Raw genomic sequence first — 15,418 nt, 5'->3', positions numbered from 1 at the left:
CAGACCTCCTCCGCGGAGCAGTGGCTCGACGGCATGCGCCGCCGGGGCACCGAAGGCGTGATCTTCGTGACCTCGATGGTCGAGCCGCCCCTGCAGGCCGAGCTGCGCCGGCTGAGCATCCCGGTGGTGATCGTCGACGCCGACGGACTGCCCGCCCGGGAGGCGACGACGATCGGCGCCACCAACTGGGCCGGCGGCCTGCGGGCGACGGAGTATCTGATCGGGTTGGGGCACCGGCGGATCGGGTTCATCGCCGGGCCGCCGCAGTTGATGTGCAGCCGGGCGCGGATGGACGGCTACCGGGCCGCTCTGGAAGCCGCCGGGGTGTCCTTCGACGAGGACCTGGTCTGCCCGGGCGACTTCTACCACGAGGCCGGCTTCAACGGTGGGGTGCGGCTGCTGGGGCTGCCCCAGCCGCCGACGGCGATCTTCGCGTCCAGTGACCAGATGGCGTTGGGCGTGTACGAGGCGGTCCGCCAGGCTGGCCTGCGCGTACCCGACGACATCAGCGTGGTGGGTTTCGACGACCTGCCCGAGGTGCGGTGGTGCTCGCCGCCGTTGACCACGGTACGGCAGCCGCTGGCCGAGATGGGCATGCTGGCGGCCCGGACGGTGTTGCGGCTGGCCCGCGGTGAGCAGGTGGAGAGCCCTCGGGTGGAGCTGGCCACCGAACTCGTCATCCGGGACAGCGCCGCCCCGGCCTGAACAAGGTATCGATATTTTTCCGGAAGTTGTTGACGCGGCATCCGGTGGGGCCGACGATGGTACTCGCCGTCCTTTCACCAAGGAACTGGCTGGTGGTGCCCGCCGTGCCCGCGGCACCGCCCAGCCGTGTCCGGCGGTCGCCCACGCCGCCCGCCGGGCACGGCACCTACCCTTCGACAAGCCCGACCACAGGCCGTGCCGGCTTCTGCTGTTGGCAGATCCGCTGACGGTGAACGGGCCGTTCCGGAGCCACCGGCACGGGGCAGGGTGGGCACATGAAGCTCCTCATGCTTGGCGGAACGGGATTCGTTGGTGGGGCGGTCGTCGCCGAGGCGATCCACCGGGGCTGGGCGGTGACCACGTTCAACCGGGGGCGGCACGGGGCGCCCCCGGCTGACGTGCGGCGACTGGTGGGCGACCGCACGACCACCGACGGGTTGGCGGCGCTCGCCGACGGGGAGTGGGATCTCGTCGTCGACACCTGGGACGGCGCGCCCAGCGCGGCGCAGGCGGCGGCGCGGATGCTGGCCGAGCGGATCGGACGCTACGTCTACGTCTCCAGCGGCTCGGTCTACGCCCAGCCGGTGCCGGCCGGCGTGACCGAGCAGGCGCCGCTTGTCGACGCCGCGCCGGACGGCGACGACGGTGGCTACCCGACCCTCAAGGCTGGCGCCGAGCGGGCGTTACGCGCGGTCCTCGGCGATCGGGTGCTGCTCGCCCGGGCCGGTCTGATCCTCGGTCCCGGTGAGGACATTGGCCGACTGCCCTGGTGGCTGCGCCGTGTGGCCCGGGGCGGTGACGTGCTCGCGCCCGGCCCTGTCGACCTACCCGTGCAGTACGTCGACGCCCGCGACCTGGCGATCTTCCTGCTGGACGCCGCGGTCGCCGGCCGGGGCGGGGCGGTGAACGTGGTGAGTCGCCCCGGCCACACCACAATCGGCGAGCTGCTCAGCACCTGCGTCACGGCCACCGGAGCTGACGCCCGGCTGCGCTGGGCCGACCCGGAGCAGTTGCTCGCCGCGGGTGTGGAGCCGTGGAACGATCTGCCGATCTGGATCCCGTCGGGGCACGACTACCGGTGGATGCAGCAGATGGACGTCACCCGTGCGTACGCTGACGGGCTCAGCTGTCGACCGGTGGCCGAGACCGTCGCCGACACCTGGGCGTGGTTGCGTGAGGTGGGCTCGGTGCCGGGGCGTGCCGGCCGGCCGGCCCGGGAGCCGGTCGGACTGCACCCGGCCCGGGAGGCCCACCTGCTCGCGGCCCTGACCACCCACCCAACGTCGCGCTGACGGTTCGCGGCTCAGCCCAGGTGCACCGGTAGGTCCAGCACCTCGTCGACCGGGCGGCGGGGGGTGGGCCGTCCCGGCTGGCCGTACCCGATCCGCATCACCATCTGCGGCGCGCCGAACCGTCCCAGCGAGAGCCGGAGCTGCTCGCGGGCCGACGGCACCTCGATCGGTTGGGACAGCATCGACACGGACAGCCCGGCGTCGGTGGCGGTCAACAGCACCCGCTGCAACGCCTGGCCCGCGACCACCTGGTCGACAGCGGTGTTGCCGGCGGAGCCGAGCACCGCCACGAGCGGCTCCGGCTCGAAGTCGCGCCCGGGTGCCCGCTGGATGCCGCCGAAGCCACGCGACGGGAGCAGGTCCTGCGGCTCGGCCTGGGGGCCGCCGGCGGTGGCCGGTACGCCGTCCGGCTCGGGTCCGGGGCGTACCCACGACTCGCGCTCCGCCCGGTAGGCGGGGTCGCGTTCGAGGACCCGGTGTGCGCCGCGCGCGATCTCGGCGAACGCGTTCACGGCGCTCACCCCGATCAGCAGTTCCAGCCAGCAGTGCTCGGCACGGGCCGCCTCAGCCAGCCGCCAGCGGGAGTCGGCCGGGACCGGGTCGGGCCAGAACGGGGCACGGTTGCTGAACCGGCGTGGAATGGCCGCGTAGAGGTTCTGCTCGGTGGGGCTGGGACGAGACGGCAGGTCCGGTACCAGCCGGGCCAGCACGTCCGGTTCCGACGGGTACGGACGCAGCCGTACCGTCGCCGGGGCGCCGGCCACCGCCAGGGCGAGGCGCAGGTTGAACAGCGCCGCGCCGCCGGCGACGCGGGCACCCCAGCCGCTCGGGTCGGTGGCGGGCAGCCGCCGGGCCGGGTCGAGGAGTACCTCGATCCCGCCGTCGCGCAGCCGGAACCGCCACGGCTGGACGTTGTGCAGCGACGGTGCACGGACCGCGTCGGTGGCGGCGGCCCGCAGTTGTTCGACGGTGTAGCCGGTTTCCATGGTCGTGCCCCCTCGCCTTCGCCTGGTACCTCCCCACGGTGCGCCCCACCCACCCCCACCCAGCAGGGCCACACGTCCCGACCCCCCAGGCCCCCCGCCCCACCCCCACCCACCCCCTCCTCAGTCCGTTGATCAAGAAGTTTTGGTCGGGATCCGGCCCGTCGTAGACGCAAACTTCTTGATCAACCAGGGGGGTGGGGTGGGGTGGGGTGGGGGGTTGGGACCTTTGGCCCGTGTGGGGGGTGGGTGGGAGCGGGTAGAAAGGGGGGATGATCCGGGTGTTTCTGCTTGACGACCATGAGGTCGTCCGTCGTGGTCTGGCCGACCTGCTGCATGCCAGTGGGGACATCGAGGTGGTCGGTGAGTCCGGTTCCGCACCGGAGGCGGCCCGCCGGATTCCGGCGCTGCGGCCCGACGTGGCGATCCTCGACGCCCGGCTGCCCGACGGCAACGGCATCGACGTGTGCCGGGACGTACGGGCCGTCGACTCGTCGATCAAGGGGCTGATCCTCACCTCGTACGAGGACGACGAGGCGCTGTTCGCCGCGATCATGGCCGGTGCCTCCGGGTACGTGCTCAAGCAGATCCGTGGCACCGACCTCGTCGACGCGGTGCGCCGGGTGGCGGCCGGTCAGTCGCTGCTCGATCCGGCGATCACCACCCGGGTGCTGGACCGCATCCGCAGTGGGGTGGAGCAGCCCCGCGAGTTGCAGTCCCTCACCGAGCAGGAGCGGCGGATCCTGGAGTACGTCGCCGAGGGGCTGACCAACCGGGAGATCGCCAGCAAGATGTTCCTGGCCGAGAAGACGGTGAAGAACTACGTCTCAAGCGTGCTGGCCAAGCTCGGCCTGGAGCGGCGTACCCAGGCCGCGGTGCTGGCCACCCGCCTGCTCGGCAAGACCCACTGAACTCGCCGCCCGCCAGGCACCCGGCCCGCCGACCGGCCGCTCCCGCGCTGCGACCGACCCGTGCTGGCTCAGTCCCGCTAAGGGACCGACCCGTGCTGGCTCAGTCCCGCTAAGGGACCGACCCGTGCTGGCTCAGTCCCGGAGCGGGACCGACCAGCGCAGTTCGGTGCCGTGCGGTTCGGCAGCGCGTACCTCGAAGGTGCCCGCGTGCCGCTCGGCGCGCTCGCGCAGGTTCACCAGCCCGCCCCGGGCGGCGGCCGGGTCGCAGCCCACCCCGTTGTCGGTGACGATGACGGTGACCCGGGTGGCGTCGACGTGTACCGCCACCGAGACGGCGGTGGCCTCGGCGTGGCGTACCGCGTTGGACAGCGCCTCGCGGAGCACGGCGACGAGTTCGGGACGGACCTCGTCCGATACGGCGCTGTCGATCGGCCCGGTCAGCTCCAGCCTGGGGCGGAAGCCCAGCGACTCGGCGGCGGCCTCCACCGCCTCGCGGATCTCGGTGCGCAGCGCCGCGCTCATCGGGGTACGCAGCTCGAAGATGGTGCGGCGGATGTCCTTGATCGTGGTGTCCAGGTCGTCGACCGCGGCGTTGATCCGCTTGGCCACCTCCGGCCGTGCGGTCAGCGGCACCGAGCTCTGTAGTTGCAGGCCGGTGGCGAACAACCGTTGGATCACCACGTCGTGCAGGTCCCGGGCGATCCGCTCGCGGTCCTCCAGGACCACCAGCTGTTCGCGTTCCTCCTGGCCCCGGGCGCGTTCCATGGCCAGCGCGGCCTGACCGGCGAAGCTGCCCAGCAGGGTCACGTCGTCGTCGGTGGCACCGCCGTGGTCGGGGCGGTGCGCGATCACCAGCACCCCGTGCAGGGTGTCGGCGGTGGCCAGCGGAGAGATCACCGCCGGCCCGGTGTGCAGCACCGCCGGCCATGGCGCGGCATGCGCCAGATCCTCCACCGAGTCGTGTCGCCCCTGTGCCACCGGACCGGCGAAGCTGGTGTCGGCGGCCGGCAGCACCGTACCGACAAGCGCGCGGGCCTGGGTGCCGACGCCGTCGACGACGTCCACCGTGAAGGTCTCCGCCTCCTCGTCGTAGAGCAGCACGAGGGCCAGCTCGGCCTCGGCGACCTCCCGGGCGCGGCGCGCCACCAGGGTCAGCGCGTCGGTGCGGCGTACCTCACCGAGCAGCAGCGAGGTGATCTCGGCGGTGGCGGCGAGCCAGCGTTCCCGCCGGTGGGCCAGTGCGTACAACCTGGCGTTCTCGATCGCCACACCGGCCGCCCCGGCGAGCGCCACGACGATTTCCTCGTCGTCCTCGGTGAACTCGGCACCGCCGTGCTTCTCGGCGAGGTAGAGGTTGCCGAAGACCTGGTCGCGGATGCGGACCGGCACGCCGAGGAAGGTGTGCATCGGCGGATGGTGCGGCGGGAAGCCGTACGAGTTCGGATGCTGGGTGATGTCCGGCATCCGTACCGGCTTCGGCTCGTCGATGAGCAGGCCGAGCACCCCCCGGCCGTGCGGCAGGTCACCGATCTTCGCGTGCAGCTCGGGGGAGATGCCGTGGGTGATGAAGTCGTGCAGCATCCGATCGGGACCGATCACGCCGAGCGCGCCGTAGCGGGCGCCGGCCAGGTCGCAGGCTGCCTGCACGATGCGCCGCAGGGTGCTGCGCAGATCCAGGTCGGTGCCGATGCCGACGACCGCGTCGAGCAGTGCCCGCAGCCGTTCCCGGCTGGTGACCACCTCGCCGACGCGATCCAGCATCTCCTGGAGCAACTCGTCCAGGCGGACTCGGGACAGCGGGCTGAGGCCGAGCGACGGTGGCTCGTGCCGGGGGTTGGGTGCACCGACGGTCACGTGGCGATGCTAACCGGCGGCTGGCGGCGGGGAAACGGGCCGAGGTCGGCGGGGCGCTGACCGGGCAGCCCGTTAGGCGGCGTCGCCGGAGACCGCCGAGGTGTCCACCACCTGCTCGCGGGGCAGCCGCGGGGTGTGCGGCGGGCCGGCGTGGGCCGGGTCGGCGACCCCCAGGCGCAGGACGAGGTACGGGTGGCCGAGTCCGGAGAGCACCTGGCGCAGGGTCTGCCGGGTGGCCGGCACCTCGACCACGCCGCTGAGGGGCACCATCGAGACACCGAGTCGGGTGGCGGTCAGCCAGGCGGCCGACAGCGCCTCACCGGCGCGTAGCCAGTCGATCGGCTCGTCCTCGTCGCCGTAGAGCACCGCGTAGGACGCCGCCTGGTCGTGCCCCGGCCCGATCGGCAGGGTGCCGGGGCGACCGAAGTCCCGGCCCGGCACGGTGGTCTGGGCGGGCTGTTCCGGGAGCACCTCCGAAGTGAGCCCGGTGCCGCCCGCGCGGCTGGTCCAGTACTCCAGCTCCTCCCGCAACCGCGAATCATCCGCCTCGACGGTGGCGGCGTGCGAGGCGGAGGCCGCCAGTTGCAGCATCTGGTCGCGGTCGAGGATCTCCAGCCGGGCACCTTCCTGGCCGGCGGCCGACACGATGGTGCTCAACGAGTCGGCGGAGACCCGCTCGTCGCTCACCGGCCGTCGGTCGGTGTGCCGCACCTGCATGCACTGCACCGACCGCATCGCGTCCGGGTCGGCGCCGGTGGGCCGTGGCGCGGTGAGTCGGGCGAGCAGGTCCGGGTCGTCCGGCTCGGGCATTCGCTGCACGCTCGTCGCCCAGCCCTCGGCGGCCAGCGCCAGCCGGGCGTGGTGCAGCGCCGCACCGCAGCTGAGGGTCACCAGCTCACCCTGGGGGTCGGTGGCCGCCAACCTGCTGTCGCGTACCATCCGCAACTCCAACGCGTCGGGCAGCACCCGCCAGCGCCACGGCTGGCTGTTGTGCACCGACGGCGCGTGCCCGGCCATCGCGGCGGCCTCCGCGAGGGCGGTGGTCAGCGGGCGGTGGGTAGCCGGCGTCTGGTGACTCATCCTCACGACCTTTCCGTCTCTGCCCATGGTGCCGCACCTCGGTACGGCTGTGGGCGCGGTCCGGTTCATCGTGCGCCATCGCCCGGCCGCCCGCACGATCCGCAGGTCCCGGCCGGGCGGGACCTGTGCCCCGCGTTCCGCCGCGACCGCCCGATCTGGCTGAGACGATCCGCAGGTGGGGACGGAGCGGTCGGCAGGGGACCGGGGCGCGGGCGAGTGCCTGCCGGAGCGGCCCGCGCGAGCCGAATCTGACAGCTCCGGCCCGCGACGTCGGGGCTGGTGGTTGTGGACCCCGCTGACCGGACTCGGGTGTCTGGTGCTGGCCGGTGCGGCGGCGCGACTGGCCGGACAACCGGGCGTGGCCGGCGCGCTGTGGGCGGGGGCCACCCTCGTCGCGTTGCTGCCGGCCGCCGCGTCGGTGCTGCGGGAGCTGGTACGGCGGCGGTTCGGTGTGGACGTGATAGCCGTGCTGGCCCTCGCTGGGGCGCTGGTGGTGGAGGAGTACCTGGCGGGCGCGGTGGTCGCGGTGATGCTGGCCACCGGACGGACCCTTGAGTCGTACGCGCAGCGTCGGGCGACCCGTGACCTGCGGGCGCTGCTGGAGCGGGCGCCACGCACCGCGCGCCGGCGGACCGCCGACGGCGGCGTCGAGGTGGTGCCGGTGGACCGGGTGGCGGTCGGGGACCGGCTGCTCGTCGGCCCCGGTGACGTGGTCGCTGTCGACGGTGTCACCGAGACCGCCGCGACGCTCGACGAGTCGGTGGTCACCGGGGAGTCGCGGCTCGTCGAACGGCCGGCCGGGGCACGGGTGGCCAGCGGGGTGGTAAACGCTGCTGCCGCGTTCGGCCTGCGGGCCGCGGAGACCGCCGAGCGCAGCACGTACGCCGGGATCGTCCGGCTGGCCGAGGAGGCGACCGCCCGGAAGGCACCGACGGTCCGGCTGGCCGACCGGTACGCCGCCGCCTTCGTGCCGTTCACGCTGGTGCTGGCCGGGCTGGGCTGGGTGCTCTCGGGCGAGTTCCTCCGGGCGGTGGCGGTGCTGGTGGTGGCGACCCCGTGCCCGCTGCTACTGGCCACGCCGATCGCCATCGTCTCCGGGTTGTCCCGGGTGGCCCGGCGTGGCGTGCTGGTCCGCGACGGCGGGTCGCTGGAGATCCTGGGCCGGGCGCGCACCCTGCTCGTCGACAAGACCGGCACGCTCACCGCCGGCCGGCCCCGGGTCGCCGACACCGTCGCGGGTCCCGGTGTCGACCCCGACGAGGTGCTGCGGTTGGCCGCCTCGGTGGAGCAGTTGTCCTCGCACGTGCTGGCGGCGGCGCTGGTGCGCTCCGCCGGTGAGCGGGGTCTGCGCCTGGTAACCCCGGTGGAGGTGACCGAGGAGCCGGGTCGGGGGGTGAGCGGGCGGGTGGCGGGCCGGCGGATCCGGGTCGGGCAGTTGCCCGGGGAGTTGCCGGAGTGGGCCGAACAGGCCGGTCACCGGGCCGGCGCGGCGGGACACTCGCTGGTCTGGGTGGCTGACGAGGGCGGACCGTTCGGTGCGGTCCTGCTGGAGGATCCGGTACGCCCCGACGCCCGCCGAACCGTCGATCGGCTGCGTGCGGCGGGGCTCACCAGGATCGTGATGGTCACCGGGGACCGGCCGGAGGATGCCCACCGGGTCGCCGACGCGGTGGGCGTCGACGACGTGCTGGCCCGCTGCACCCCGCAGCAGAAGGTGAGCCGGGTCCGGGCCGAGGCGGAGCGGGCGGTCACCGTCATGGTCGGTGACGGGGTGAACGACGCGCCGGCGTTGGCGGAGGCGCATGTGGGTGTGGCGATGGGAGCCACCGGGGCGACCGCCTCGGCCGACGTGGCCGACGCCGTGCTCAGCGTGGACCGTCTCGATCCGCTGGCCGACGCGGTCGAGGTGGCCCGCTACGCCCGCCGGATCGCGGTGCAGAGCGCCACCGTGGGCATGGGGTTGGCGCTGCTCGCGATGGGTTTCGCGGCGGCGGGTCGGCTGCCGCCCGTGGCGGGTGCGTTCCTTCAGGAGGGAATCGACGTGCTGGTGATCCTCAACGCGCTGCGCGCGCTCCGCGGAGGGCCACGTGGGCCGGCCTGACGTCGGCCGGCCCACGTGTGCGTTCAGCGTTCCCGGACCACCGCCACCGCGCAGTGGGCGTGCTGGAGGAGTTGCTGGCTGACCGACCCGAGCAGCATTCCCCGCAGCCCGCCGCGTCCCCGCGTGCCGACGACGATCAGCTGCGCGTTGCGGCTGGCGTCGATGAGCAGCCCGGCCGGCGCGGCGGCGGCCGTCTCGACTGTCACCTCGACGTCGGGGAAGGTGTCCTGCCAGCGGTGCAGCGCCTCGTCCAGTTCGGCGCGCTGGTCGGCCAGCGCCGCGTCGCGGGCCTGTTCGCCGAGCAGGCCCCACTGGTCGCGACGAGGCTGCCAGGCCCGCACCACGTGCAGCGGTACCCGCCGTAGGGCGGCCTGTTCGAAGGCGAAACCGAGAGCCAGCAACGAGTGCTCCGAGCCGTCCACGCCTACCGCCACGTGCCCGGTCCGGTCGCTCTCGGTCGGCCGGCGCCGGACCACCACCACCGGGCAGTGCGCGTGCGCGGTGACCGACACGGCTGTCGAACCGGCGAGCAGACCGGCGAAGCCGCCGTGTCCGCGGCTGCCCAGCACCAGCAGGCCGGCCTGCGTCGAAGCCTCCTCGAGGATCAGGGCGGGTGGTCCGTCCAGCACCTCGCCGCGTACGTCCAGGCCGGGGTGGGCGGTGGCGGCGTCCGCCGCCGCCTTCCCGACCAGCTCCTCGACCTGCTGGCGGGCTTGCTCGTCGGGCCACATCCCGGGCGTCACACCCGGTCCGACCCAGCCGGCCACGGTGAGCCACTCGAAGACGTACGCCAGCCGGACCGGCCGGCCGTCACGGCGGGCCTGATCCAGGGCCCACTCCACGGCCGCCGCGGCGTCCGGCGAGCCGTCGTAGCCCACCAGGATCTCCCCGCCGTTCGCCGGCCCGGTGCTCTGTTCGCTCATCACGGGCACCTCCTCACGGGTTGGTCGGGTCGGTCTCGCGGACCCAGCGCCACTCGGCCACCTTCGGGTCGTCCTCGCCGAACCGGCGGGTGTAGTCGCGGGCCGACTGGCGGGCGTCGGTCATTTCCTGCCGCAGGTGCGCGGCGCGGGCGGCCAGCCCCGGCACTCGGTCGATCACGTCGATCACCAGGTGGAAACGGTCGAGGTCGTTGAGCATCACCATGTCGAACGGCGTGGTGGTGGTGCCCTCCTCCTTGTATCCGCGTACGTGGAGGTTGTCGTGGTTGGTCCGCCGGTAGGTGAGCCGGTGGATGAGCCAGGGGTAGCCGTGGTAGGCGAAGATGATCGGCTTGTCGCGGGTGAACAGCGTGTCGAACTCGGAGTCCGGCAGGCCGTGCGGGTGCTCGGCGGCCGGCTGGAGCCGCATCAGGTCGACGACGTTGATCACTCGTACCTTCAGCTCGGGCAGGTGCTGGTGCAGCAGGTCCGCCGCGGCGAGGGTCTCCAGCGTCGGTACGTCGCCGGCGCAGGCGAGCACCACGTCCGGCTCGCTGCCCTCGTCGGTGCTGGCCCAGTCCCAGATGCCCACGCCGCGTCGGCAATGCGCGACGGCCTCGTCCATGGTGAGCCAGCTCGGTGCGGGCTGCTTGCCGGCCACCACCACGTTTATGTAGTGCCGGCTGCGCAGGCAGTGGTCCATCGTGGAGAGCAGCGTGTTGGCGTCCGGTGGCAGGTAGACCCGTACCACCTCGGCCTTCTTGTTCATGATGTGGTCGATGAAGCCCGGGTCCTGGTGGGAGAAGCCGTTGTGGTCCTGCCGCCAGACGTGGCTGGACAACAGGTAGTTGAGCGAGGCGACCGGCTGCCGCCAGGGAATGCCACGGGTGACCTTCAGCCACTTGGCGTGCTGGTTGACCATCGAGTCGACGATGTGGATGAACGCCTCGTAGCTGGTGAAGATGCCGTGCCGGCCGGTGAGCAGGTACCCCTCCAGCCAGCCCTGGCACAGGTGCTCGGAGAGGACCTCCATCACCCGCCCGTCGGGGGAGAGGTGGTCGTCGCCCTCGACGGTGCCGGCCACCCAGGCCCGGCCGGTGACCTCGAAGGCGGCCTGGAGCCGGTTGGAGGCGACCTCGTCCGGCCCGAACAGCCGGAACGTCTGCGGGTTGGCGCTGATCACGTCACGGACCCACTTGCCGAGTTCGCCTGTGGCGCTGGTGATCGTCGCACCGGGTCGGGGCACCTCGACGGCGTAATCGCGGAAGTCGGGCAGGACCAGATCGCGCAGCACCGAGCCGCCGTTGGCGACCGGATTGGCGCTCATCCGCCGTGGTCCCCTGGGCGGCAGGTCGGCCAGTTCGGCCACGGGCGCGCCGGTGGCGTCGAACAGTTCCTGGGGACGGTAGCTGCGCAGCCACCGCTCCAACTCGGCCAGGTGCTCCGGGTTGGAACGGACCGCGGAGAGCGGCACCTGGTGGGCACGGTAGGTGCCCTCGACCCGCTTGCCGTCGACATCGCGGGGCCCGGTCCAACCCTTCGGGGTACGCAGGACGATCATCGGCCAGCGCGGGCGTTCGACGCGCGCGCCGGAGCGGGCGTGGCGCTGGATCTCGGCGATCTCGTCAAGCGCCCGGTCCAGGGTGGCGGCCAGGGCCTGGTGCACCACCGCCGGATCGTCGTCGGCCACCACGTACGGCTGGTAGCCCTGGCCCCGCATCAGGTCGAGCAGGTCGGACTCGGGGATGCGGTCCAGCACCGTCGGGTTGGCGATCTTGTATCCGTTGAGGTGCAGGATGGGCAGCACCGCACCGTCGCGGGCGGGGTTGAGGAACACATTGGACAGCCAGCTTCCGGCGAGTGGGCCGGTTTCCGCCTCGCCGTCCCCGATCACGCAGGCGACCAGCAGGTCCGGGTTGTCGAAGGCGGCGCCGTAGGCGTGACTGAGCGCGTACCCCAGTTCGCCGCCCTCGTGGATCGAGCCCGGCACCTCCGCCGCGACGTGGCTCGGGATGCCGCCGGGGAAGGAGAACTGGCGGAACAGCCGGGCCATGCCTGCCTCGTCGCGGCCGATGTCGTGGTAGAGCTCGCTGTAGGTGCCTTCGAGCCAGGTGTTCGCGACAAGTGCCGGGCCGCCGTGCCCGGGCCCGGTGATGTAGATGGCGCTGAGGTCCCGGGCCACGATGGCCCGGTTCAGGTGGGCGTAGATCAGGTTCAGCCCGGGGGAGGTGCCCCAGTGCCCGAGCAGCCGGGGCTTGACGTGCTCGGGCGCCAGCGGTTCACGCAACAGGGGATTGTCCAGCAGGTAGATCTGCCCGACGGTGAGGTAGTTCGCCGCCCGCCAGTAGGCGTCCAGCCGGCGCAGTTCGTCATCGGTCAGGGGGCTTCGCAGGTCTACAGCGGTGTCCATACTGCTTGAGCCTCTCGCGGGTCGGTGAATCCTGCATCCGCAATCGCGCGGTTTCCTCTGTCAGCTTCGCCGAATCGGCGTTCCTGGATCAGGGCCGTTGGTCCCGCCGGCCCGGGTGTCACGACCCGTCACGGCCCGGTGCGCCGGTCACCCCGCGGATCACGATCACCGGGGCCGGGGCGTGGTAGAGCAGTGACTGGCTGACCGCGCCGAGCATGCCGCGCAACGGCTCCTCGCCCCGGGCGGCAACCACCACCAGCTGCGCCGAGCGGGCCTGGTCGACAAGCACCTCGTTGGGCTCGCCCCGGATGACGAGGCACTCGACGGCGGTGTCGGGATGGTGGGCCCGGTGGCGGGACACCGTCTCGCTGAGTCGTTCGGTGGCCTCCTCGACGATGCCGTCGGAGTCGACCACCCAGACCGCCAGCAACCGTGCCTGATGCCGGTTGGCGCAGGTGAGCGCCCAGTCCAGGGCGATCTCGCCGGAGGCTGAACCGTCGACCCCGACCAGGACCGGGCCGGCGGGTGGTGGTTCCCGTCGGGCGATCAGCACCGGGCACTCGGCGCGGGCGGCCACCTGCACAGCGGGACTGTCGGCCGGGATGCAGCGATCGCAGTGGGCCATGCCACCGTCGCCGACCACCACCATGAAGGCGGTATCCGACCTGCGGACGAGGTTCGCCACCGCCGAGCCCTCGGCGATCTCGGCGGTCACCGCCACGTCCGGCTCGTTCTCGTTCACCACACTTGTCGCCCCGGCGAGCAACTGTTCGGCGTCGGCGCGGGAACCGGAGACCGCTGGCGCGTCCATGGCGGCCCAGTTGAACGCGTGCAGCAGGTGCAGCCGGCGTCCGTGGGCGGCGGCGACCCGGGCGGCGAGGCGGGCCACCGGCAGGGCGTCCTCCGGACCGACACCGACGAGCACCGGCGCGTCGCTGGCTGCGGCCACTCGACATCACCCCCGCAGCTGTGGCACCCGGCCTGCGTCTGAGGCTAGTCGGGGTGGTACGCCCCGGGGGCCGGATCGCGGTACGCCCCGAGGCGGTAGGTGTCCCGGTCGTGCGCTGTCGAGCTGAACCGCCGGTGCCGTCACGGTCGAGCGGCCGGCTCGACCGTCAACTCAGGTTGACGAACGCCGACTGTCAATGTAGGTTGACACCATGAGTCAGGCGACAGAACTCGCGGCTGCGGCCGGCAGCACCGACCCCCGGGTCGGCCTGCGCGCCGTCCGTGCCCTGCGCCGGCTGCTCGAACGGCTTGAGGTGGTCCAGGTCGACAACGCCCGGCGACAGGGCTGGTCGTGGCAGGAGATCGCCGACGCCCTCGAGGTCAGCCGGCAGGCGGTGCACAAGAAGCACGCCGGGCGACCGGCTGTCGAATCCTCCTGGGAGGCGTGATGTTCGAACGATTCACCGACCGTGCCCGTGCGGTCGTGCGGCGGGCCCGCGAGGAGGCATGTGCCGAGGGCCAACGGCCCGTCGGCACCGAGCACCTCCTGCTCGCCATCCTCGCCGACGAGGACAGCCTGGCCGTACGGGTGCTCGGCGACGCGGGCGTCACCGCCGACGACCTGCGCGCGCGGATCCGCCACCACACCGAGACCGGTGGCAGCGGCCTGGGCGAGGCCGACGCGGCGGCGCTCCGCGAGATCGGCATCGACCTGGCCGCCATCGTGGCCCGGATCGAGGAGTCGTTCGGTCCGGACGCCCTCCGCGAGGCGGTGCCGGCACCGCGCCGCCGATGGGGCCGGCGACGGCCGACCGGCGGCCCGTTCTCCGCCCGCGCGAAAAAGGTGCTGGAGCTGTCCCTACGCGAGGCGCTTCGGCTGCGTCACCGCCACATCGGCACCGAGCACATCCTGCTCGGGCTGCTGCGCGAGGGCAACGGGCTCGCCGCGCTCGCCCTCACCGAGTCCGGCGTCGACCTCAACGACGTACGCCACCGCGTCGAGGCCGCCCTCCGCACCACCGCCTGAACCTCCCCGCCCCTCCTGCCGCGATCTTGCAGTTCTGGTCATTGGTATGCGGCTCTTGCGGCGTATGCACCGACGAAAACTGCAAGATCGCGGGTGGGGCTGGGCGCGGGGTGCCCCGTGGGTGGGTGGGTGAAACGTGGTGGGCGGGGTGAGTCGGGGCACAGCGGGGTCGGGTCGCTGAACCCGGCCGGGTGCTGCACACTGACGCCGTGGAAGCTGGACGGCAGGAAGGGCCGCTGCGGAGCGCGGTGGTGGTCAACCCGGTGAAGGTGACCGATCTCGACGCGCTGCGGCGAACCGTCGGTGACACGCTCGGCGCGGCCGGGTGGCCGGAACCGCTGTGGTTCGAGACCACCCCCGACGATCCCGGCCGGGGCCAGACCGAGAAGGCCCTCGCCGCCGGGGTCGACGTGCTCTTCGCCTGCGGTGGTGACGGCACGGTGATGGCCTGCGTCGATGCACTGGTCGGCACCGAGGTGGCGCTGGCCGTGCTGCCCCAGGGCACCGGCAACCTGCTCGCGGCCAACCTGGGCCTCTCCGACGAACTGGCCGCCGCGCTGGCGGTGGCCGTCGAGCGCGGCAGGCGTCTGCTCGACGTCGGTGAGGTGGACGGGCAGCACTTCGCGGTGATGGCCGGCATGGGCTTCGACGCCCAGATGCTCGACGCCACGAGCGAGACGACCAAGCGGCGGATCGGCTGGCCCGCGTACGTGGTGGGGGCCGCGCGACACCTGCGGGACCGGCCGATGCGGGTGTGGATCCGGCTGGACGACCAGCCGCCGCTGCGCCGCCGCGCCCGATCGGTGCTGATCGCCAACGTCGGCCGGCTCCAGGGCGGGGTCACCCTGCTCACCGAGGCGGAACCGGACGACGGCTACCTCGATGTCGCCGTGCTCACTCCGCGTACGCTGCGGCACTGGCTCTCCCTCGGTTGGGCGGTGGTGCGCAAGCGTGACCGGGTGCCGCGGATGGAGGTGTACCGCGCCCGTCGAGTGGAGATAACAAGTAACCGGAATCAGCCTCGGGAGTTGGACGGCGACCTGATCGAACCGGGCCGCGAACTGCGGGTGCAGATCCGGCGGCGGGCGTTGTGGCTGTGCGTACCGCGGCCGGAGCAGGCACCCGATCTGACCGAGGACGTCACGGCCGCCGCCGAGCGGGGCGAACGCCTGGTCGAGGAGGGCCGA

The 15,418-nt window shown here is 72.8% G+C and carries 13 protein-coding genes; 7 read left to right on the top strand and 6 right to left on the bottom strand.

Translation table 11 applies throughout. The features are described from left to right. The coding region (locus Van01_RS31135) for a substrate-binding domain-containing protein (RefSeq protein WP_204015227.1) at positions 1-705 on the top strand (705 nt) is incomplete at its 5' end. A gap of 275 nt (positions 706-980) precedes the next feature. Continuing rightward, complete coding sequence (locus Van01_RS31130; RefSeq protein ID WP_204015224.1) at positions 981-1,997, top strand: NAD-dependent epimerase/dehydratase family protein; 1,017 nt, start codon at positions 981-983, stop codon at positions 1,995-1,997. 11 nt (positions 1,998-2,008) lie between these two features. Here Van01_RS31130 and Van01_RS31125 read toward each other — a convergent pair whose 3' ends face one another. Then, positions 2,009-2,983: an Acg family FMN-binding oxidoreductase gene (locus tag Van01_RS31125; RefSeq protein WP_204015221.1), complete on the bottom strand. Its 975-nt coding sequence runs from the start codon at positions 2,981-2,983 to the stop codon at positions 2,009-2,011. Between the two features lie 269 nt (positions 2,984-3,252). Here Van01_RS31125 and Van01_RS31120 point away from each other — a divergent pair, with 269 nt between their 5' ends. Beyond that, the gene (locus Van01_RS31120; RefSeq protein WP_099846899.1) at positions 3,253-3,891 is read left to right on the top strand and encodes a response regulator; all 639 of its coding nucleotides are present in this window, start codon (positions 3,253-3,255) and stop codon (positions 3,889-3,891) included. Between the two features lie 132 nt (positions 3,892-4,023). On the opposite strand, the gene Van01_RS31115 is transcribed toward Van01_RS31120, so the two are convergent. Further along, positions 4,024-5,652 carry a sensor histidine kinase gene (locus Van01_RS31115; protein ID WP_239099401.1) on the bottom strand — a complete coding sequence of 543 codons (1,629 nt, stop codon included), beginning with the start codon at positions 5,650-5,652 and terminating at the stop codon, positions 4,024-4,026. A gap of 165 nt (positions 5,653-5,817) precedes the next feature. Then, positions 5,818-6,825 carry an Acg family FMN-binding oxidoreductase gene (locus tag Van01_RS31110; RefSeq protein WP_239099400.1) on the bottom strand — a complete coding sequence of 336 codons (1,008 nt, stop codon included), beginning with the start codon at positions 6,823-6,825 and terminating at the stop codon, positions 5,818-5,820. A 175-nt stretch (positions 6,826-7,000) separates the two neighbouring features. On the opposite strand from Van01_RS31110, the gene Van01_RS31105 reads away from it, so the two are divergent. Further along, positions 7,001-8,926 (top strand): heavy metal translocating P-type ATPase, encoded by a 1,926-nt coding sequence (locus tag Van01_RS31105; protein WP_204015215.1) that lies wholly within the window; start codon positions 7,001-7,003, stop codon positions 8,924-8,926. A gap of 23 nt (positions 8,927-8,949) precedes the next feature. Here Van01_RS31105 and Van01_RS31100 read toward each other — a convergent pair whose 3' ends face one another. The 3 genes from Van01_RS31100 to Van01_RS31090 form a co-directional block, all read right to left on the bottom strand. Continuing rightward, complete coding sequence (locus tag Van01_RS31100; protein WP_204015214.1) at positions 8,950-9,849, bottom strand: universal stress protein; 900 nt, start codon at positions 9,847-9,849, stop codon at positions 8,950-8,952. Positions 9,850-9,862: 13 nt separating this feature from the next. Continuing rightward, positions 9,863-12,256, bottom strand: a complete 2,394-nt coding sequence (locus tag Van01_RS31095; RefSeq protein WP_204015212.1) for a phosphoketolase family protein — start codon at positions 12,254-12,256, stop codon at positions 9,863-9,865. A 118-nt stretch (positions 12,257-12,374) separates the two neighbouring features. Continuing rightward, positions 12,375-13,205, bottom strand: coding sequence for a universal stress protein (locus Van01_RS31090; protein ID WP_204015210.1), 831 nt, complete (start codon positions 13,203-13,205; stop codon positions 12,375-12,377). A 211-nt stretch (positions 13,206-13,416) separates the two neighbouring features. Here Van01_RS31090 and Van01_RS31085 point away from each other — a divergent pair, with 211 nt between their 5' ends. The 3 genes from Van01_RS31085 to Van01_RS31075 all read left to right on the top strand — a co-directional run. Then, on the top strand, positions 13,417-13,653 hold the full coding sequence (locus Van01_RS31085) for an HTH domain-containing protein (RefSeq protein ID WP_013732409.1): 237 nt from the start codon (positions 13,417-13,419) through the stop codon (positions 13,651-13,653). Then, on the top strand, positions 13,653-14,231 hold the full coding sequence (locus tag Van01_RS31080; RefSeq protein WP_204015208.1) for a Clp protease N-terminal domain-containing protein: 579 nt from the start codon (positions 13,653-13,655) through the stop codon (positions 14,229-14,231). Before Van01_RS31085 ends, Van01_RS31080 begins: the two co-directional genes overlap by 1 nt. A gap of 209 nt (positions 14,232-14,440) precedes the next feature. Further along, on the top strand, positions 14,441-15,418 hold a 978-nt coding region (locus Van01_RS31075; RefSeq protein WP_308442436.1), incomplete at its 3' end, for a diacylglycerol/lipid kinase family protein.

Source organism: Micromonospora andamanensis (assembly GCF_016863495.1).
In the GTDB taxonomy this organism is placed as follows: domain Bacteria; phylum Actinomycetota; class Actinomycetes; order Mycobacteriales; family Micromonosporaceae; genus Micromonospora; species Micromonospora andamanensis.
This window is presented reverse-complemented; position numbering and strand designations above follow the sequence as displayed.